Source organism: Salinicola halophyticus, from assembly GCF_003206695.1.
Taxonomy (GTDB): domain Bacteria; phylum Pseudomonadota; class Gammaproteobacteria; order Pseudomonadales; family Halomonadaceae; genus Salinicola; species Salinicola halophyticus.
Genome location: NZ_PZJN01000003.1, coordinates 57,526 through 76,192, shown reverse-complemented (window position 1 = coordinate 76,192; position 18,667 = coordinate 57,526). Strand labels below are relative to the sequence as shown.

The window sequence follows — 18,667 nt, the reverse complement described above, 5'->3', positions numbered from 1 at the left end:
AACCGCCGGGACGCCAATGGCCGAAACTGCTAGACTCTACGCGGTTTAATCATCGCGATTTCGTCATCACGTCATCGTCATTACGTCAAGGGAACGGGAGTCATTGCATGTCGGACGCCAGCATGAGGGAGCTGATGGCGCAGCGTTTTCGCGGGTATCTCCCGGTGGTGGTAGACATCGAAACCGGCGGATTCAATTCAGCCACGGACGCCATGCTGGAGATCGCCGCCGTGCCGCTGACGATGGACGAGCAAGGCAATCTGCTGCCGATGGACACTATCGCTTTCCATGTCGAGCCCTTCGAGGGTGCCAACGTCGAGCAGTCCGCCCTGGACTTCACGGGAATCGATCTCTCCAGCGCCTTCCGCCAGCAAATTGCGGTCAGCGAGCGCGAAGCCCTGGACGGCATCTTCAAACCGATTCGCAAGACCATAAAATCCCACGACTGCACGCGAGCCATCCTGGTCGGCCACAATGCCTCCTTCGACCAGGGGTTCCTGAACGCCGCGATCCAGCGCTGCAACATCAAGCGCAACCCGTTCCACCCGTTTTCCAGCTTCGACACCGCCACCCTTTCGGCGCTGGCGTACGGCCAGACGGTTCTGGCACGTGCCTGCCAGGCCGCCGGTATCGATTTCGACAACTCCTCGGCCCACTCGGCGAGCTACGATACCGAGCGCACTGCAGAACTCTTCTGCGCCATCATCAACCGCTTCAAGGATCTCGGCGGCTGGAATTTGGCGATGAAGGAACAGGGTCTCGACGAGATCTGAGTTCCGAAACGACCGAATTTCGAAACGACTGAATTTCGAAACGAGTGCATTTCGAAAAAAAACGCCCCGTGCAATGACGGGGCGTCTCGGAGACAAAGCTCGAACGGGAGACTCAGCTGTCGCTGGGAGAAGCCTCGGCCGATTTTGCGGCAGCCGCCTTGACCATCGGCTCCAGCTCACCGTTCTGATACATCTCGACGATGATGTCGCAGCCGCCTACCAGCTCACCGTCGACCCACAGTTGCGGGAACGTCGGCCAGCTGGCGTACTTCGGCAGCTCGGTACGAATATCCGGATTATCCAGAATGTTGACGAAGGCAAACTTCTCGCCGCAGGCCATCAGCGCCTGTACCGCCTGAGCAGAGAAGCCGCACTGCGGCAGCTGGGGCGAGCCTTTCATGTAAAGCAGGATCGCGTTGTCGTTGATCTGCTGCTTGATCGCTTCGATGGTATCGCTCATGGGACGTCCTATAGCGGGAAGAGAGGGCCGATGCCGACTCTTCGCGTGTACGCGAGTGTGAATGACCGTACTCCCATTCTACTGATGACACCGACTGAAAACACCCCTGCCGCCGATTCAGGCTCGCGCCGGGCCATTGCGCCCTCGTTGGGGGCTGGTTAGGATAATCGGCTTTCGCGCGGATCGGCCACGACCGCAGAAACGCAACATCGGCCGATCACGGCGCCGTCTCGCCAGACACCTTTGCAGGCGCCTGGTAAGCGGCGCTTTTTTCATTGTTTCCGAGTCGCCTACCGTGGATAGCCCGCCATTGCGGTCGACGATCTCGATTTCGCCGTGCGGCGCGCCTCGATATTGCCGCATGCCTTGTAGCCAATTTCTCAACGTCAAGCCACGACAGGAAGCCGCCCATGAGCGCACGCCATTTTCTGACCCTGCTGGATCTTTCCGCCGACGAGCTGGCCTACCTGATCCAGCGCGGGATCACGATCAAGAATCGGCTGAAGGCCGACGGCCCGACCTACACGCCGTTCAGTAATCGCACCCTGGCGATGATCTTCGAGAAGTCCTCCACCCGGACTCGCGTGTCGTTCGAGACCGCCATGGCGCAGTTCGGCGGTCATGCGCTGTTTCTGTCGTCACGCGACACTCAGCTCGGCCGCGGCGAACCGATTGGCGACACCGCTCGGGTGCTCTCGGAAATGGTCGATGCGGTGATGATCCGGACTTTCTCCCACGCCGGACTCGAGCAATTCGCCGCCGCCAGTTCGGTGTCGGTAATCAACGCGCTGACCGACGATTACCATCCCTGCCAGTTGCTGGCCGATGTCATGACCTGGACCGAGTGTCGTGGGCCCGTCAAGGGCAAGACCGCGGTGTGGATCGGTGATGGCAACAACATGTGCCACTCCTGGATCAACGCCGCGCGCCAGTTCGATTTCCAGCTGCGCATCTGCTGCCCGGAAGGCTACGAGCCGCGCCAGGACATCCTCGACGCTGCAGGCCAGAATGCTGTCATCGTCCGCGACCCGAGCGACGCCGTTCGCGGCGCCGACCTGATCACGACCGATGTGTGGGCCTCGATGGGTCAGGAAGAGGAACAGGCCAAGCGCGAGCGCGATTTCGCCGGTTTTCAGGTCACCGAAGCACTGCTCGACCAGGCCTCGAGCGAGGCGATCTTCCTGCACTGCCTGCCGGCCCATCGCGGCGAAGAGATCAGCACCACGCTACTCGACGATCCCCGCGCGGTGATCTGGCAGGAAGCGGGCAACCGGCTTCACGCTCAGAAAGCGCTGATCGAATTTCTGCTGCTGGGCCAAGTCGACTGATCTGTCGATAGAAAGACGCCGCGATCCATCTCGAGGATCGCGGCGCCAGTTCCCGCTCGATCGCTACCCTTCTCGCGACTCCGCCGGCTGCGGGATACGGCATCGCGCCCGGTATCCCATCGCCATTTTCAGCGTCACGATGAATAACGCGAGTACTCCTGCCGCGACCAGTGCCTGGCCGACGTTACCGGTCAGCGCGGACTGCCCCAGCACCACGAAAGCCACGGCGTAAGGGCCGGTGGTCATCAGGGCAACGCTCAGGTAGATCGACAGCGGGACGCCGGCAATCCCCAGCGCGTAGTGTTTGAGAAACATCGGGACGCCGGGAACGAGCTTGATCAGGAATGTGACGCGCCAGGCATCCTGGCGGGCATCATTCAGTCCTGCCAGCGCCGGGAAACGCCGTTCGATGGAGGCACGAAGAACCGGCCGCAGTTGGCCGCTGGCGATCGCATAGCAGAGCAGCAGGTTGAGCAGCGTCGCCGTCGCCGAGAACATTAGCCCGGTCGGCACGCCGAAGCGCAATCCGGCGAGAATGTAGAAAGGCGTCATCGGGATACCCAGCGCCGGCAAGCCCGCCATGGCAATCAGCAATGCCAGTGGGTGCAGCGCCTCGAGCGCTTCCCGCGAGACGCCGCTCCAGGCAATGAGAACCGCAACGAGCGACGCGAGGGCGAGAATCACGGCCCGTCGCCTCACGCGAGCTCGCCCGGGCACCAGGTCGGTATTGGCAGGAAATCGATCGGAGGCAGTCTGTCGCATGCCCCCGATCTAAACCGATCATCGTGACCGGGTGATGACAACCCGGCCGAGCCGCTACCTACTCCAGATTATCGAGCCCTTTCTCGGCCATCGCCACGGCGCGGAACAGCGCGCGACGCTTGTTGAGCGTCTCGTTCCATTCGTCGTCGGGATTGGAGTCGGCCACGATCCCGCCGCCCGCCTGCACGTGGAGCTCGCCATCCTTCAGCACGGCGGTACGAATGGCGATCGCCATGTCCATGTTGCCGTGCCAGGAAAGATACCCGACCGCCCCGGAATAGACGCCGCGCTTGACTGGTTCGAGTTCGTCGATGATCTCCATCGCCCGGATCTTGGGCGCGCCCGAAAGCGTACCCGCCGGGAAAGTTGCTCGCAGCACGTCCATCGCCGACATGCCGTCGCTGAGCTTGCCGGTGACATTGGAGACGATGTGCATGACGTGGGAATAGCGCTCGATCGCCATCTTGTCGGTCAATTCGACGGTTCCGACCTGGCTGATGCGGCCGATATCGTTGCGCCCTAGGTCGATCAGCATCAGGTGCTCGGCAATCTCCTTGGGATCGGCCAGCAGCTCCTCTTCCAGTGCCTTGTCCTGTTCCGGCGTGGCGCCGCGCGGCCGCGTGCCCGCAATGGGGCGCACGGTCACTTCGCCATCTTCCAGCCGGGTCAGAATTTCCGGCGAGGAGCCGATCACGTGATGATCGTCGAGATTCAGGAAAAACATGTAGGGAGACGGGTTGAGACTGCGCAGCGCACGGTAGAGGTCCAGCGGCGGCGCCTGATAAGGGATCGACATGCGCTGGGACGGCACGCACTGCATCACATCGCCCGCCAGCACGTATTCCTTGATCTTGGCGACCGCGTCCTTGTACCCCTGCTCGCTGAAACTGGCGTGAAAATCGTCTTCGGCAACGTCAGCACGCCCCGTTCCCGGGCTCAGCGTATTGACAGTGGCACTGCGGAGCTTCAGTTCCAGCGTCTCGAGACGCTCGACGGCGTTGGCGTAGGCGTGAGGCGTCTCGGGGTCGGCATGCGTCCACAGCTGAAGACGACCCGAGAGATTATCGAAGACGACCAGATCGTCGCACACCATCAGCAGAATATCCGGCACCCCGATGGGGTCTGGCTTTTCGGCGGCAAGCGAGGTGCGCAGCTTGGGCTCTATGTAGCGGATGGTGTCGTAGCCGAAATAACCGACCAGGCCACCATCGAAGCGCGGCTGGTCATCGAGCTGAGGCACCTTGAAACGGGACTGGAACCGCTCGATCCAGGCCAGCGGATCCTCGACCTCGCTGGCGCCGTGCTGTTCTCCGTCGACGATATGTCGAACGGTAAAACCCCGGACCTCGATGCGCTCCCGGCTGGGCAGGCCGATGATCGAGTAGCGGCCCCACTTCTCGCCGCCCTGCACCGACTCGAGCAGAAAGGTCCAGGGCGCGTCGGCCAGTTTGAGATAGGTGGAAAGCGGTGTATCCAGATCGGCCAGCACCTCTCGGGTGACCGGAATACGGTTGTAGCCGGCTTGTGCCAGCTCGGCAAAGCGATCAGGGGTCATCATGGGACCGGGCTCCAGCAGTGAAAATCAGCAATCAACAATCGAGGGAATCGGCTGACAGTCACCATCGCCAACACGTGACGTGGCGAATCGACGCGCTGGGGCTGAAAAGACGTTGGGTATCCGGTCGCATGTCAAAGCTCGGTCGAAGGAGAAACGGGAAAACACCGGGGAGGTACACAAAACCGGCGCCACATCTGCCGTGGCGCCGATTCGGAAACCCTAAACGAGTTCCCGGAGCGATTCAACTACGCCATCCGGGCGGCTGGATGCCACCGGCTCGCCGTGGTTGTACCCATAGGGTACGGCCAGCGTGCGAAAGCCTGCGCGCCTTCCCGCCTCCACGTCATGGCGTGAATCCCCCACCATCAGACACTGCGCGGGATTGACCCCGTACTGCGTCGCCAGATGCAGTAACGGCGCCGGATGCGGCTTTTTCTCCGGCAGCGAATCCCCGCCCAGCGTGGTACGGAAATAGCGGCGCAAATCCAGCGCTTCGAGAATCGGATCGATGAATGCCGCGGGCTTGTTGGTGATCAGGGTAACGATGAACCCGCCCGCCTCGAGGGCATCCAGCGCCTCTCGCACGCCGGGGTACACGCGGGTCCGCTCGCAGGGGGCCGCGTGATAATGGCGCAGGAAGCGATCGTGGCTCGCGTCGATCAGTGACGAATCTGGCGCCTCATCCGTGACACAGGCCAACGCGCGCTCGACCAGCTTGCGGGAACCATTGCCCACCCAATTGCGGACCCTGGCCTCGCCCACCGACTCGAAGCCCTGCTCGACGAGCATGCCATCCACTGCCGCAGCCAGATCGGGGACGGAGTCGATCAGCGTTCCGTCGAGGTCGAACGCCACCAGGCGAATATCGTGAAGCAGCGGATGCATGAGAGCTCCCTTGTGAGAACGGACCGAAAGATGGGCGTGCGGGCACCAGCTTACCCAAGACGGCGTAAGTTTACGCAACCCACGGATGCCAAGCGGCACTGATCGGCGTATCCTTTGGCCCATCTTTCGTCGAATCGACGGGTGCCGTTTTCCGTGAATGCGCAGTCTCACAGTCCGATATCGTCATCACTCGGCTCTTCCTGTGCCTGCTTTTCGCCAGTTACCGGCTTTGCGGACTTTCAACGCGACTTCCCGATTCGACAATGCTCGTTTTTCTCGAATGTTCTGGTTTCTTTCCTTTCCGATTTTCCGTCTGGAGCTTCCCATGACCACACCACGTATCGTCGTGGTCGGTGGCGGTGCGGGTGGACTCGAGCTGGCAACCCGTCTGGGTCGCAAGCTCGGCAAGTCCCGGCGTGCCGATATCGTCCTCGTAGATCGCAATCCGACGCACATCTGGAAACCGCTGCTACACGAGATCGCGACCGGCACCCTCGACTCCGGACTCGATGAGGTTTCCTACCAGGGCCACTCGAAGAGTCACGGCTATCGCTTCCAGCGCGGCACGCTGAGCGCCATTGATCGCGACAACCGGACCATCACCCTCGAGGCGATCCACGATCACGAAGACGTGGTCGTGCTACCGGCCCGCCAGCTTGAATATGACTATCTGGTCCTGTCGGTGGGCAGCGTCTCCAACGATTTCGGTACGCCCGGTGTTGCCAAGCACTGCCACTTCATCGACAGCCCGCAGCAGGCGGAGAGCTTCCGCCGCAACATGCTCAATACCTTCCTACGCTATAGCGATCCCGAGCGCAGGACGCACCCCAAGCTGACCGTCGGGCTCGTCGGTGCGGGCGCCACCGGTGTCGAGCTGGCAGCCGAACTCTTCGGCGCATCGCGCATGCTGCACAGCTACGGCTTCACCGCGATGGATAGCGGCAAGCTCGAGGTCCACCTGATCGAGGCGGCGCCACGCATTCTGCCGGCGCTGCCCGAGCGGATCAGCCGCGCCGTTCACGGCGAACTCGAACGTCTGGGGGTCAAGATTCACGTCGATACTCGAGTCACCGAGGCCAACGCCAACGGCTTCATCACCGCCGATGGCGAGCCGCTGGAAACGGATCTCAGCGTCTGGGCCGCCGGCATCCGCGCGCCCGAATTCCTGTCGAACCTGGGTCTCGCCACCGAGCGCAATCACCAGATCAAGGTCAGCCAGACGCTGCAGAGTCTGGACGACGAGCGCATCTTCTCCTTCGGCGACTGCGCCTCCTGCCCTCAGCCCGACGACAAGCGCGTCCCCCCGCGCGCTCAGGCCGCCCACCAACAGGCGACCCACTGCTATCACAATCTGCGCGCGGCGATGGATGGCAAACCGCTCAAGCCCTTCGTCTACCGCGATCGGGGTTCGTTGATCTCGCTGGCCCATTTCGAGGCGGTCGGTAGCCTCATGCGTGGCGCGTCGGCGCGCAGCCTGTTCATCGAGGGCCGGCTTGCCAAGTTGTTCTACGCTTCTCTCTATCGCATGCATCAGATGGCGATTCACGGCATCTTCAAGACCGGCATGACCGTCGTCGTCGATGGCCTCAACCGCTACATCCGCCCGAAAATGAAATTGCACTGATGCGTTGATCCCGAATTCGAAACACCAGCGGAGAGACAACATGGATCGTTTCTACAATGCCCCCGGCGATGTGGTCGACGACATTCTGTATGCCGCGGCAGCGACTGCCCCGCTGCGCGTCGCCGAGCCGGAGAGCGGCCTGCGCATCCTGGTTCGCAGCGACTGGGACAAGCAGGATCAAGGGCGCCGCCAGGTCGCGATTCTCTCAGGCGGCGGCGCGGGTCACGAACCCGCCCACGCCGGCTATATCGGTGAAGGCATGCTGACCGGCGCGATCTCCGGCAGCCTGTTTGCCTCGCCCAGCGTCGAAGCGGTACTCGCGGCCATCCGCGAGGCCTGCGGCGATGCCGGCTGCCTGCTGGTGGTCAAGAACTACACCGGCGACCGGCTCAACTTCGGGCTCGCTGCCGAGCGCGCCAGGAGTGAAGGGTTGAACGTCGCGATGGTCATCGTCGCCGACGACGTGGCCATCGAGAACGCCCCACAGCCCCGAGGCATTGCCGGTACCGTGCTGGTGCACAAGCTGAGCGGTTATCTCACCAGCCAGGCAACGCCGCTCGACACCATCTGCGAACGCGCTCGAGCGCTGTGCCGGCGCATGGGGTCGTTAGGCATGGCGCTCAGCGCCGCGGCGCAGCCGGGTCAGGACGCCGCCGCGCGCCCCCCGGAGCTGGGGCTGGGGATTCACAACGAGACCGGCACACGAGAGGTCGATCCGAAAAGCGCCGACGACGCCATGACCCTGGTTCTGGATCCGTTGCGCAACGCGCTTGCCGATCGTCAGCTCGCCGGGCCCTGGATCGCGATGCTCAACGACCTCGGTAGTTGCTCCACCCAGGAGATGGGTGTACTCGCCGCCAGCCTGCTGCGTCAACTTGGCATCGATCAGGTAGCGCACTTGATTGGCCCGGCGCCGCTGATGACCTCGCTGGACATGCACGGTTTTTCGCTCACGCTGCTGCCGGCAGATGACGACATCGTCACCGCGCTATCAGCGCCGACGAGCGCTCCCGGCTGGCCCGGATTACGTGCCATCCAGACGCCTGCGCATTTTTCGCCGGATACCCGTCAGGATCATGAAGCGCTGGTCGAGGATGCCCCGCAGGACGCCACCACTGCCGCCGCCCTCGAACGGATCATCGACGCCCTGCGCCAGTCGCGCAAGGAACTCGACGCGCTGGATGCCAAAAGTGGCGATGGCGATGCTGGCGCCAGCATGCAGAGCGGCGCCGACACGATCGCCAGGGCACTGCAGGCCGGACGGCTGAATACCGCGGCACTGCCTCAGCTGTTCGCCGGCATCGGCCAGCTGCTGGCGCGGGACATGGGCGGTTCCAGCGGCGTGCTGCTGTCGATCCTGTTCACTACGACTGGCGCGTCATTGGATCGGCGCGGAGAACTCGCCAACGCGCTGGCCGCGGGTGTCGAAAAGATGCAGGCCTACGGTGGTGCCGGACTCGGCGACCGCACCATGCTCGACGCCCTGATTCCCGCCATCGAATCGTTGCAACGGGGTGAATCGCTCACCCAGGCCGCGCAGGCCGCCCGCGACGGCGCCCAGGCCACCGCCGCGCTGACCCGCGCCAATGCCGGACGCTCCGCCTACGTGCCGGAAAGCGCGCTGAAGGGTATCGTCGATCCCGGCGCTGAAGCCGTGGCAAGAGTGTTCGAGGCATTGGCGAGAGAGCAATAGCGGTTTGGCGCCCTGCATGACGAAATCCTGAATGTCACGAACTCAGCTTCGGGTCGGCGTGCAAGGGCATCCCTGCCCAGGCACGCCTCTTGCGACATCCATATCGCAAGACCCGGCTGCGTCCGAGCCATCCAGCATGATGCTGAATAGCCGCCGGATGGTGGCGGCAGGATACGCACAGACTCATTTCCCACTGCCTCAATCCAACGTTGCTGGAGGCCACCATTCCGGCAGCAACGCCTGGGCCTCTCGCCGGGCAAACCGATCGTCGAGCAGATGAATCACCCCTTCATCCGTTCCGGAGCGGATCACGCGACCGGCCGCCTGCACCACCTTCTGCATGCCGGGGAAAAAGTAGGCGTAGTCGTAGCCATGGCCGTAGAGCGTCTGCAGCCGGGCGCGCATCTGCTCGTTGACCGGGTTGACCTGGGGTAGCCCCAGCGTGGCCACGAACGCCCCGATCAGGCGATCGCCCGGCAGATCGATGCCCTCGCCGAAGATCCCGCCCAGCACCGCGAATCCCACGCCTTCCCCGCTCGTCTCGAACCGCCCCAGAAACGCCTCGCGGGCGTCATCGTCCATACGTGACGCCTGACGCCAGATCGGAACCTCGGGGTGACGCTCGGCCAGCCGATCGGCAACCTGCTCCAGATAGGCGAAGCTCGAAAAGAATGCCAGATAGTTACCGCGGGCTGCCCGGAACTGATCGGCGATGCGATCCGCCAGCGGTGCCAGGGATGACTCGCGGTCGGTGTAACGGGTCGATAATTGCGCGGCGATTGTGACCCTCAGCTGCGAATCCTGAAACGGCGATGCCAGCGTCATCCAGGGGGCATCGTCGGGCACGCCCAGCAGGTCACGATAGTAGGCTTCGGGTGCCAGGGTCGCGGAAAACAGGGTGCCGCCATGGGCTGCGGCAAAACGCGGCGCCAGGAACGGCGCCGGCACCACGTTGCGCAACGTCACCCGGGCGCCGGCATTGCGCTGGCGGCCACGGGGAGACTGCCGCGTCACATCACAGATCGAGTGATCGCCGAAGACATCGGCGACGCGACAGAAGTGCTGGGCGTCGAACGCGAACCGTTGTAGCTCGCTATCCAGCGGGATCGGCTGCTCGCTCTGATACTCGACGATCTGCGAGACGGCCTGTTGCAGTGCATTGATCAACTTGCCGGGCAGCGTCTCGAGCACGCGATATTCGACGTCACTTTCCTCTGCCAGCGCCTGCCAGACGGACGCCACTCGCGACAGCGGCCTCTTGAGAGCCGCCGGCAGCGTCGGCTTCAGCCGCCGGAAGGCGGCATGATCGAGCGTCGCGCTGTACATGCCCCGCCCCCGCTCGACCAGATTGTGCGCCTCGTCGACGAGCAGACCGACCTGCCACTGCTGCTGCTGGCTCAAGGCGTAGAGCATGGCGTGGAAATCGAACCAGTAGTTGACGTCGCCGATGACGACGTCGGCCCAGCGCGCCATCTCCTGACCCAGATAGTAGGGGCAGATTTCATGGCCGAGCGCGATGTCTCGCAAGCCGGCCCGGTCCAGCCAGCCGCGCTCGACCGCCGCCACGCGCGCCGCGGGCAGCCGATCGTAGAATCCCGACGCCAGCGGGCAGGAGTCACCGTGACAGGCCTTGTCAGGATGTTCGCAGGCCTTGTCACGGGAAGTCAGCGTCAGCACGCGCAAGGGCACCGCTTCGACTGCGCTATCGATATCGTCGCACCCGGACTCGTTCGGGCCGGCCCCCTCGAGCCGTTGGCGTTCGGCACCCAACGAACGCAATGCATCGAGCGCCAGGCGCTGGCCGGTGTTGCGCGCCGTCAGAAAGAAGATCTTGTCCAGCGGCTCGCCCGGCATCGCCTTGAGCATGGGGAACAGCGTACCCAGCGTCTTGCCGATACCGGTGGGCGCCTGCAGCATCAGCCAGCGTCGGGTGTGGATCGACTTGTAGACCGTTTCGGCCAGCGGCCGCTGACCGTCCCGAAATCCGGCGAACGGGAATCGCAGCGCCTGCAACGCGCGATCACGCCGCCGCCGGTGGGCCAGTTCCTGCTGCGCCCAGGCCAGAAACGCCTGACAGAGTGTCTCGAACACTTCTCGCAGTTCATCCGCCGAACAGGACTCGCTCAACGGGGTTTCGCGCTGGCTGACGATATCGAAGTAGGTAAGCGTCACCGTCAGTTGATCCAGGCCCCGCTCGACACAGAGCAGATGACCGTAGACCTTGGCCTGCGCCCAGTGCAGCGCGCGTTGGTTGGCCGGCTGGCGGGAGAGATCGCCACGATGCGTCTTGATCTCCTCCAACCGATTGGCGGCGGGATCGTAGCCGTCGGCGCGGCCGCGCACCTCCAGATGGCGATAGCTACCGCGCAGAGCAACTTCACGTTCGTAGCGTTCGCCGCGTCGCTCCCCGACCAGTTGATGACCGGCAATGCCCTCCTGCGCAGAGGGCGACGGCGTGAAGCGCAGATCGAGATCGCCGCGCTTGGCCGCGAATTCACACAGCGCGCGAACGGCGATCCGGTAGCTCAAGAAAGCACTCCCGCCATGCTCTCATCATCGCTCGCGGCTGTCGTTTCGCCGTTTGGGGCCTCCCAGGTGACGTAGCAGACGCTGACTGGCATATCGTGGCGGGCGCAGAACTGAAGCCAGCGTTTCTGGTTGTCCTGCAGGCGATCGCCGGGGCCTTTGACCTCGATCATGCGATACGCCGGCGACTCGCTCGTGCTGGCATCCGGCGAGTCATCGGCAGCGCCCGGCCAGAACTGGATCAGGTCCGGCATCCCGGCGCGATTGGCGCGGATATCGCCGAGCAGACGCTCGAACCAGAGGCGAAGATGACTGGCGGGAATGCACTGCAGGGCCAGCTCCAGCACGCGCTCGTCGAGCGCTTCCCAGAACACGAACGGTGATTGGATGCCGCGTTTGTCGTGATAGCGGCGGCGGATGATCTCCGCATGATCGCCCCGTTCGAGCGACCCCAGGCAGCCATCGATCAGTTCGCGACGGCGGGCCTGAAAGTCCACCTCGAACAGATCGGTCGGACCGTTATGAAACGGGTGGAAGAATGCCCCGGGCAGTGGCGCGAAGATCGCCTCCCAGCAGAGCAGTCCGAACAGGCCGTTGACGAGCACGTTCTCCACATAGCAGACCGGCGCCTCGTCGCGGGTGAGATGCCGGGCCACCGCCAGCTCGACGCTGGATGCCCGAGGCAATGTCAGATCGAGACGTGGGGGTTCCGGTGCTTTCGAGCGTCTGGCTGAAACCACGCCCAGTTTGCGCCGCAGCCGCGGCAGCACGCGTTCCAGCGCCTGACTCTCCGCGGCACTGACGGGCGCTGTCTCGGCCTGCCCGGCCAGTGTCAGCGCATCGCTCAATTCCTGCTGGGCTTCGAGCACGCGAATCTGACGAAGCCGAGCTTCCGGCGCCGAGCAGTCTCGATAGAGCGCCAAGGCCTGATCGAGCTCGCCCTGGCGCTCGAGACGATAGGCCAGCTTGTAGATCAGGCGGCCTCGCCGGCGCTCTAGCCAGTCGTTGTCGAATGCGATTCGCGGGATATCCGGCAACAGCGACTCCATCGGCTCGTCGGCGTCGAAGCGTTCGCGACAGCGGTGCAGATGATGATAGGCCTCAAGTTCCTCACGCCGGGAGAACGCTCGCGAGGCGGCATCCAGCTCGACGGCCTCGAAGCGATAGACGCCGAGTTCCGCCAGGACGAATTCCGACCAGTGCTGACGCAGATTGCCGAAAAACATCAGTCGGAAGCGCTCGCACATGGCGTCGACGTTCAGACGATAGTGACGCTCTTCCAGCGTCGGCAGCCACTCGGCCAGCGGACGAGGATCCGGCGACTCCGCCTGCAACGCCGAAAGCCAGACACGCTTGCTGGCACTCTTGCCGATACCGAGTTCCACGAGCCACGGGGCCATGTCGGCGGCGATTTCCGCTCGAGTCACCAGCGTGAACAGGGTTTCCAGCGTCAGCGGCGCGCCCTCCTCGACCCAGCCGGCCTCGAGCAGCGGGCCCGCCGCGTGATAGCTGTCGCCGATCTCGGCATAGACCAGGCGACTGGCGCGAAAATCGGCGCCCTTGCGCATGACCATTCGCACCAGCAGCGCCTGAGAGGCTTGAGGCAAGCGTTCGAAAGCCGCAATGAACGCCGATTCTTCGGCGCTCAGCAGATCCGCGTAGCGCGACGTCAACCAGTCGAGCACGCGGCGAAAGTTGGCGAGATAGTAAAGCGGATCTTCGAGCGTCGGCAGCGCCATGGGGTCCCCAGCGTCGGACTCAAAACACTGGGTAAGTATACAGACCCTGCACGAACGTTCGAAGCCTTGGCGCGGCTACTCCCCCAATTCCGTCTTGAGTTCCTGCCACAGACGGCGATAGGCGTGAGTGGCACGGCTGCGAGGTGCCAGATCCGCCAGCGGCCGGTTTTCGAGACTCATGCGCTCGATGTCGCTGGCGTAGGGGATCCAGTTCTCCAGCGTCCGCCCCAACGCCTCGGGCGGGGAATCGATCCACTCGCAGTGCAGACGCCGACGTCGATCGACCAGATTGAAGAACGGCAGGACGCGTTCGCGCTGGCGCTTCTTGAGCTCGAGATGCGCCAGCATCCGCGAGAACGCCTGCACCGACAGCGGGCTGGGAATCGTCGGCACCAGGATGCGATCGGCGGCGCGGATCAGCTGTTCGGCCAGCGTGGAGAGCCCGGGTGGGCAGTCCAGAATCATCAGCGCGTACTCCTCGCTGAATGGCGCGATCAACCGTTTGAGGTGCTTGTCGCCCTCGGCCTTGTCCTCGAGGATACGATCGAGCTCGCGCAGTCGCATATCCGCCGGCAGCAGATCGAAACGCTCCCAGGGGGTGTGCTGCACCTGCTCACCCAGCGGCGACTTCCCCGACAGCAGCTTGCCGACCTTGCGGCTCATGCCGTTCTCCCCGCCCAGTATCCAGGTCGAGGCCCCCTGGGCATCGAGATCCCACAGCAGTACCGGCAGGCCATCGCGATTGGCCTCGCGGGCCAGGTTGACGGCGGCGGAACTCTTGCCGACGCCGCCTTTGAGGTTGTGCAGTGCCACCACTTTCATGATCGAAGCGTTCCAGGTCGACGTCGTCGGACGGTGACTGGAATTCTACGGTGCCGCGGGATCCGGGACGATGACAATCTGGTGACAGAACGATGACAGTCGATGTCGCTCGATCCAGCGGCGCTTGCCCTCGGCACTCAGCCGCTTGATCGAGGCCTCGAGCCGGAGCGCGTCGCCGTGACTGCCGACCGCCTGGGCGTGGCGCAGAGTCAGCGGCCCTTTGCCGCGCAGCGCCCGTGCGCCACGGCCGCGGGCGTGCTGAGCGAACCGTCGGGCGACATCGGTGGTGATGCCGGTGTAGAGCGCGCCATTGGCCATCTCGACCAGATAGAGATACCACTGGCGCGGCTCGACGGGCGGCGTCGATGCTTCGGCGGTCGTCGACATGCCCTGTCAGCTCGCGGCGAGGGCCGAGCGCATCTTGCCGATCACGCCGTCGTAGCGATTGGGATCATCGAGATTTCGCGCCTTGAAGATCGCCGAGCCGGCAACGAACGTGTCGGCCCCCGCTCGGGCGATCTCGGCGATATTGTCCGGGCCCACGCCCCCGTCGACTTCCAGCCGGATCGGCAGGCCGCTGGCGTCGATGCGCCGACGCGCCTCGCGCAGCTTGTCGAGCGCCGCAGGTATGAAGGATTGCCCGCCAAAGCCGGGGTTGACGCTCATGATCAGGATCATGTCGACCTTGTCCATAACGTAATCCAGGTGGGAAAGCGGCGTTGCGGGATTGAACACCAGCCCCGCCTTGCAGCCGTGGCTGCGAATGAGCTGTAGCGAGCGGTCGATATGCTCGGACGCCTCCGGATGGAATGTCACGTAGCTGGCCCCGGCATCGATGAAGTCCCCGATCAGCCGATCTACCGGCTTGACCATCAAATGGCAGTCGATCGGCGCGGTGATGCCATGCTTGCGCAGCGCCTCGCACACCATCGGCCCCATCGTCAGGTTGGGTACGTAATGGTTGTCCATGACGTCGAAATGGATGATGTCGGCGCCCGATGCCACCACGTCTTCGACCTCCTGTCCCAGACAGGCGAAGTTGGCGGACAGAATCGAGGGGGCAATCTTGAAATCGCGCATGAGCGAAAAATCCTTATGCAGGCTGGCTTCTGGCGCTCATTCTAGCGCACGCTTTGCGATCTTTGGCGGCGCCGGACGTAAAACCACTGCGCCACCGAAGACGATGACGCGGTTGGCGTCGACTCTTTCTATACTGCATCTGGCCTCGACCGCGCGTATCACGTCGGTCACATACAACAACGACGCTTCTGGGGGACATTTCATGCCTCGCTTCATTGCTCCCGCGCTGCCCGCTCGCCGGGTCATTGCGCTCTCCGTTTTCTGCCTGACCACCGCGGTCTCGGCGACATTCTCGATGGCGTTTTCGACGCCTGCACTGGCCCAGTCGGCGATCCTCGAGGGCGAGCGCTTCCATCCCCAGGTCGGCGAACACGCCATGGTGGCGACCAGCCATTATCTGGCTTCGCAGATCGCGCATGACGTGCTCGAAGGCGGTGGCAATGCCGTCGATGCGGCCGTTACCGCCGGGTTCGCGCTGGCGGTGACACAACCCCGCTCGGGCAATATCGGTGGCGGCGGATTCATGCTGATTTCGGACGAAAAAAGCGACAAGGTCATCGCCATCGACTATCGCGAGAAGGCACCCGCCGCGGCCTACGAAACCATGTTCCAGAACGAACAGGGGGAGGCCGTCTCCGAGCTTTCGCGCTACACCCACAATGCGTCCGGCGTGCCTGGCACGGTTGCCGGGCTGGCCCTGGCGCTGGATAAGTACGGCACGCTCACGCTGCCGCAGGCGCTCGCCCCGGCGATCAAGCTGGCCGACGAAGGCTTCGTCATTCCGCCGCGCTTCGCGGAGGGGCTGGACGAAGCTCAGGATCGACTCAAGCAGTGGGACTCTACCCGCAAGGTGTTCTACAAGCCGGACGGTTCGCTCTATCGTGCCGGCGAGCGATTCCGTCAGCCTGACCTCGCCGCGACGCTCAAGCGCATTGCCGACAAGGGCCCGCGGGAGTTTTACGAAGGCAAGACAGCCGAGCTGATCGCCACAGAAATGAAGAACCACGGTGGTCTGATGACGGCGAAGGATCTGGCCGGTTACCAACCGACGATTCGCGAGCCGGTGCACGGCACCTATCGCGGCTACGACATCTACGCCATGAGCCCGCCCTCCTCCGGCGGCGCGCATATCGTCCAGATGCTCAACATCCTCGAGGGCTACGACATCCATGCCATGGGCTTCAACTCGGCGCGGACGATCCATGTCATGAGCGAGGCGATGAAGCGCGCTTATGCCGACCGGGCCGAGTATCTCGGGGATACCGATTTCGTCGATGTGCCGTTGAAGGGCATCACGTCGAAGGCTTACGCCGAAGAACTGCGCGCGCAAATCGATCTCGACCACGCCACGCCGAGCAAGGAGATCGCCGCCGGTCATCCGCTGCCCTATGAGTCCAACGAGACCACGCATTTCTCGATCGCCGACGATAGCGGCCTGGCCGTTTCCAATACCTACACCATCAATTTCAGCTACGGCTCGGGCATCGTCGTCGACGGCGCCGGCTTTCTGCTCAACAACGAAATGGACGATTTCTCGGCCAAGCCCGGCACGCCCAACGCCTACGGCCTGATCGGCGGCGAGGCCAACAAGGTCGAACCGGAGAAGCGCATGCTCTCGTCGATGACGCCGACCATCGTCAAGAAGGATGGCAAGAACTTCCTGGTGACCGGTAGCCCGGGCGGCTCACGCATTATCACCACTACGCTCCAGGTGGTGATGAACGTGATCGACCATGGCATGAATATCCAGAGCGCGGTCAGCGCCCCCCGGATTCACGACCAGTGGCTGCCGGACGAGATCCGCATCGAGGACGGCATCAGCCCGGATACCATCGCTCTGCTCGAAGCGATGGGCCACAAGGTGAGCCAGCAGGAAGCGATGGGCGCGGCGCAATCTATCCTGATCGAGGATGACGGCACCTTCACCGGCGGCGCCGATCCGCGACGTTCGACGTCGTCGGCCATGGGGCTTTGAATTAGCCGCTGATCCATCGCCAGCGATCTGCAGCGCCATCAAGGGTTTCGAGGTGCGGCGGATCGCTGGCGTCGATTCAGTATCATGCCGCCGGGAACGCCGCATGCGCACAGGAGTCCCGATGCCGATTGTCATCATTGCCATCGCCGAATGGTTCGGCACCGCACTGTGGTTCACGCCCAACGCGGTGATCGACGATCTCCAGCGCCTGTGGCAGCTTTCTCCAGGCGACCTGGGCTGGCTGACCGGCGCGGTGCAGTTCGGGTTTCTGCTCGGCACGCTGGGTCTCGGTCTCAGCGGCCTTGCCGATCGCACGCGGGCCAGCCGGCTATTCGCGCTGGCATGTCTGATCGGCGCCCTTTCCAACGCGTTGCTGCCCTACGCCAACGGCCTGGAGTCGGCGGTCGGGCTGCGCGTGGTGACCGGGCTATCGCTCGCCGGCATCTACCCCATCGGCATGAAACTGATGGTGGGCTGGGCTCCGAAGCGCACCGGCCTGGGCCTGGCATGGCTGGTCGGCATGCTGGTCCTGGGTACCGCGATGCCTCATCTGCTCGCCGGGATACACTGGGGAGGCAACTGGCGGCTGACGCTCTGGCTCGCCTCGCTGCTAGCGTTGATAGCCGGTATCGCCGTGTGGCGACTGGGTGATGCCCCGAGCGAGCCGAGGGCATCTCCCTCCACATCATCGCGCCTGGCCGGGCTGGGGGCGTTCCGGATCGCTGATTTCCGTCGTGCGGCCGGCGCCTACTTCGGCCACATGTGGGAGCTCTACACCCTCTGGACGCTCATCCCATTGCTACTGATAGCTGCAGATCCGACGATCTCCTCGAGAACGCTGGCGCTGACCTCGTTTGCCCTGATCGCAATCGGCGCTCCCGGCTGCTGGTTGGGCGGCTGGATGAGCCAGTACCTTGGCAGCCGCCGAGTCGCCGCCGCAGGACTGACGGGCTCGGCGCTTTGCTGTCTGGCGTACCCCTGGCTGGCGCCTCATATCGGCTACGCCCCGCTGGTCGGATTTCTGGGCCTGTGGAGCCTTCTCGCGGTAATCGACTCGCCGCAGTTCTCGGCGCTATCCGCCGGCGCCTGTCCACCGACACTGATCGGTAGCGCGCTGACGCTGCAGAACGCCATCGGCTTCGCCATTTCGGCCGCCTCGATTGGCCTGCTGGTCCCGGCGCTCTCCACCTGGGGGGCGACGATTGCCTGGTGGTTGCTGCCCGGGCCACTGCTGGGTCTGGTCGGACTTTACCGGATCGGCAAGCCGTCTCGCATGGCTCACGTTGAGCCAGTCTAGAAAGCGCATCTCTTCTTGGGTTCTTGGGTGGCGCCTTATGGAATAACCGCGCCAACATATAATAAAAGGTTCTATCAAAACGAATTGTCATTCCATTCGGGTTTATTTAGCCTTGCCACTATCGCTAATAATCCGTAGGGAACTG

15 protein-coding genes are annotated in these 18,667 nt (G+C 63.6%); 6 read left to right on the top strand and 9 right to left on the bottom strand.

Annotated elements, in window-relative coordinates:
• The first annotated feature begins 107 nt into the window (after nt 1-107).
• Complete coding sequence (rnt, locus tag DOM58_RS02415; protein WP_110691644.1) at nt 108-773, top strand: ribonuclease T; 666 nt, start codon at nt 108-110, stop codon at nt 771-773.
• A gap of 112 nt (nt 774-885) precedes the next feature.
• Here rnt and grxD read toward each other — a convergent pair whose 3' ends face one another.
• A complete protein-coding gene (gene grxD / locus DOM58_RS02410) occupies nt 886-1,233 on the bottom strand; it encodes a Grx4 family monothiol glutaredoxin (protein ID WP_075561978.1) in 348 nt (115 codons plus the stop codon).
• A gap of 410 nt (nt 1,234-1,643) precedes the next feature.
• Here grxD and argF point away from each other — a divergent pair, with 410 nt between their 5' ends.
• On the top strand, nt 1,644-2,561 hold the full coding sequence (argF, locus tag DOM58_RS02405) for an ornithine carbamoyltransferase (RefSeq protein WP_110691643.1): 918 nt from the start codon (nt 1,644-1,646) through the stop codon (nt 2,559-2,561).
• Nucleotides 2,562-2,624: 63 nt separating this feature from the next.
• On the opposite strand, the gene DOM58_RS02400 is transcribed toward argF, so the two are convergent.
• From DOM58_RS02400 to DOM58_RS02390, 3 genes are all read right to left on the bottom strand, one after another.
• Nucleotides 2,625-3,245: a TVP38/TMEM64 family protein gene (locus tag DOM58_RS02400; protein WP_157957476.1), complete on the bottom strand. Its 621-nt coding sequence runs from the start codon at nt 3,243-3,245 to the stop codon at nt 2,625-2,627.
• A 136-nt stretch (nt 3,246-3,381) separates the two neighbouring features.
• On the bottom strand, nt 3,382-4,878 hold the full coding sequence (gene trpE, locus DOM58_RS02395) for an anthranilate synthase component I (RefSeq protein WP_110692018.1): 1,497 nt from the start codon (nt 4,876-4,878) through the stop codon (nt 3,382-3,384).
• A 222-nt stretch (nt 4,879-5,100) separates the two neighbouring features.
• Nucleotides 5,101-5,766, bottom strand: a complete 666-nt coding sequence (locus tag DOM58_RS02390; protein WP_110691641.1) for a phosphoglycolate phosphatase — start codon at nt 5,764-5,766, stop codon at nt 5,101-5,103.
• 325 nt (nt 5,767-6,091) lie between these two features.
• Between DOM58_RS02390 and DOM58_RS02385 the strand changes: the two genes are divergently transcribed.
• On the top strand, nt 6,092-7,390 hold the full coding sequence (locus tag DOM58_RS02385; protein WP_110691640.1) for an NAD(P)/FAD-dependent oxidoreductase: 1,299 nt from the start codon (nt 6,092-6,094) through the stop codon (nt 7,388-7,390).
• A gap of 40 nt (nt 7,391-7,430) precedes the next feature.
• A complete protein-coding gene (locus DOM58_RS02380; RefSeq protein WP_110691639.1) occupies nt 7,431-9,083 on the top strand; it encodes a dihydroxyacetone kinase subunit DhaK in 1,653 nt (550 codons plus the stop codon).
• A 198-nt stretch (nt 9,084-9,281) separates the two neighbouring features.
• On the opposite strand, the gene DOM58_RS02375 is transcribed toward DOM58_RS02380, so the two are convergent.
• The 5 genes from DOM58_RS02375 to rpe form a co-directional block, all read right to left on the bottom strand.
• Nucleotides 9,282-11,612 carry an ATP-dependent DNA helicase gene (locus DOM58_RS02375; RefSeq protein ID WP_110691638.1) on the bottom strand — a complete coding sequence of 777 codons (2,331 nt, stop codon included), beginning with the start codon at nt 11,610-11,612 and terminating at the stop codon, nt 9,282-9,284.
• On the bottom strand, nt 11,609-13,348 hold the full coding sequence (locus DOM58_RS02370; protein WP_110691637.1) for a VRR-NUC domain-containing protein: 1,740 nt from the start codon (nt 13,346-13,348) through the stop codon (nt 11,609-11,611). Before DOM58_RS02370 ends, DOM58_RS02375 begins: the two co-directional genes overlap by 4 nt.
• A gap of 75 nt (nt 13,349-13,423) precedes the next feature.
• A complete protein-coding gene (locus tag DOM58_RS02365; protein ID WP_075571120.1) occupies nt 13,424-14,170 on the bottom strand; it encodes a ParA family protein in 747 nt (248 codons plus the stop codon).
• A 45-nt stretch (nt 14,171-14,215) separates the two neighbouring features.
• Nucleotides 14,216-14,557, bottom strand: a complete 342-nt coding sequence (locus DOM58_RS02360) for a GIY-YIG nuclease family protein (protein ID WP_110691636.1) — start codon at nt 14,555-14,557, stop codon at nt 14,216-14,218.
• 6 nt (nt 14,558-14,563) lie between these two features.
• On the bottom strand, nt 14,564-15,250 hold the full coding sequence (rpe, locus tag DOM58_RS02355) for a ribulose-phosphate 3-epimerase (RefSeq protein WP_075571118.1): 687 nt from the start codon (nt 15,248-15,250) through the stop codon (nt 14,564-14,566).
• Between the two features lie 295 nt (nt 15,251-15,545).
• Between rpe and ggt the strand changes: the two genes are divergently transcribed.
• Complete coding sequence (gene ggt / locus DOM58_RS02350; protein WP_210403220.1) at nt 15,546-17,225, top strand: gamma-glutamyltransferase; 1,680 nt, start codon at nt 15,546-15,548, stop codon at nt 17,223-17,225.
• A 121-nt stretch (nt 17,226-17,346) separates the two neighbouring features.
• Nucleotides 17,347-18,522 (top strand): MFS transporter, encoded by a 1,176-nt coding sequence (locus DOM58_RS02345; RefSeq protein ID WP_110691634.1) that lies wholly within the window; start codon nt 17,347-17,349, stop codon nt 18,520-18,522.
• Nucleotides 18,523-18,667: the final 145 nt, after the last annotated feature.

Excerpts from the sequence above, each read along its gene's own strand:
- rnt (WP_110691644.1), top strand. The coding sequence starts at position 108 with ATGTCGGACGCCAGCATGAGGGAGCTGATGGCGCAGCGTTTTCGCGGG.
- DOM58_RS02370 (WP_110691637.1), bottom strand. The coding sequence starts at position 13,348 with ATGGCGCTGCCGACGCTCGAAGATCCGCTTTACTATCTCGCCAACTTT.
- trpE (WP_110692018.1), bottom strand. The coding sequence starts at position 4,878 with ATGACCCCTGATCGCTTTGCCGAGCTGGCACAAGCCGGCTACAACCGT.
- DOM58_RS02390 (WP_110691641.1), bottom strand. The coding sequence starts at position 5,766 with ATGCATCCGCTGCTTCACGATATTCGCCTGGTGGCGTTCGACCTCGAC.
- DOM58_RS02365 (WP_075571120.1), bottom strand. The coding sequence starts at position 14,170 with ATGAAAGTGGTGGCACTGCACAACCTCAAAGGCGGCGTCGGCAAGAGT.
- DOM58_RS02385 (WP_110691640.1), top strand. The coding sequence starts at position 6,092 with ATGACCACACCACGTATCGTCGTGGTCGGTGGCGGTGCGGGTGGACTC.
- DOM58_RS02345 (WP_110691634.1), top strand. The coding sequence starts at position 17,347 with ATGCCGATTGTCATCATTGCCATCGCCGAATGGTTCGGCACCGCACTG.
- argF (WP_110691643.1), top strand. The coding sequence starts at position 1,644 with ATGAGCGCACGCCATTTTCTGACCCTGCTGGATCTTTCCGCCGACGAG.
- rpe (WP_075571118.1), bottom strand. The coding sequence starts at position 15,250 with ATGCGCGATTTCAAGATTGCCCCCTCGATTCTGTCCGCCAACTTCGCC.
- ggt (WP_210403220.1), top strand. The coding sequence starts at position 15,546 with ATGGCGTTTTCGACGCCTGCACTGGCCCAGTCGGCGATCCTCGAGGGC.
- DOM58_RS02360 (WP_110691636.1), bottom strand. The coding sequence starts at position 14,557 with ATGTCGACGACCGCCGAAGCATCGACGCCGCCCGTCGAGCCGCGCCAG.
- DOM58_RS02380 (WP_110691639.1), top strand. The coding sequence starts at position 7,431 with ATGGATCGTTTCTACAATGCCCCCGGCGATGTGGTCGACGACATTCTG.
- grxD (WP_075561978.1), bottom strand. The coding sequence starts at position 1,233 with ATGAGCGATACCATCGAAGCGATCAAGCAGCAGATCAACGACAACGCG.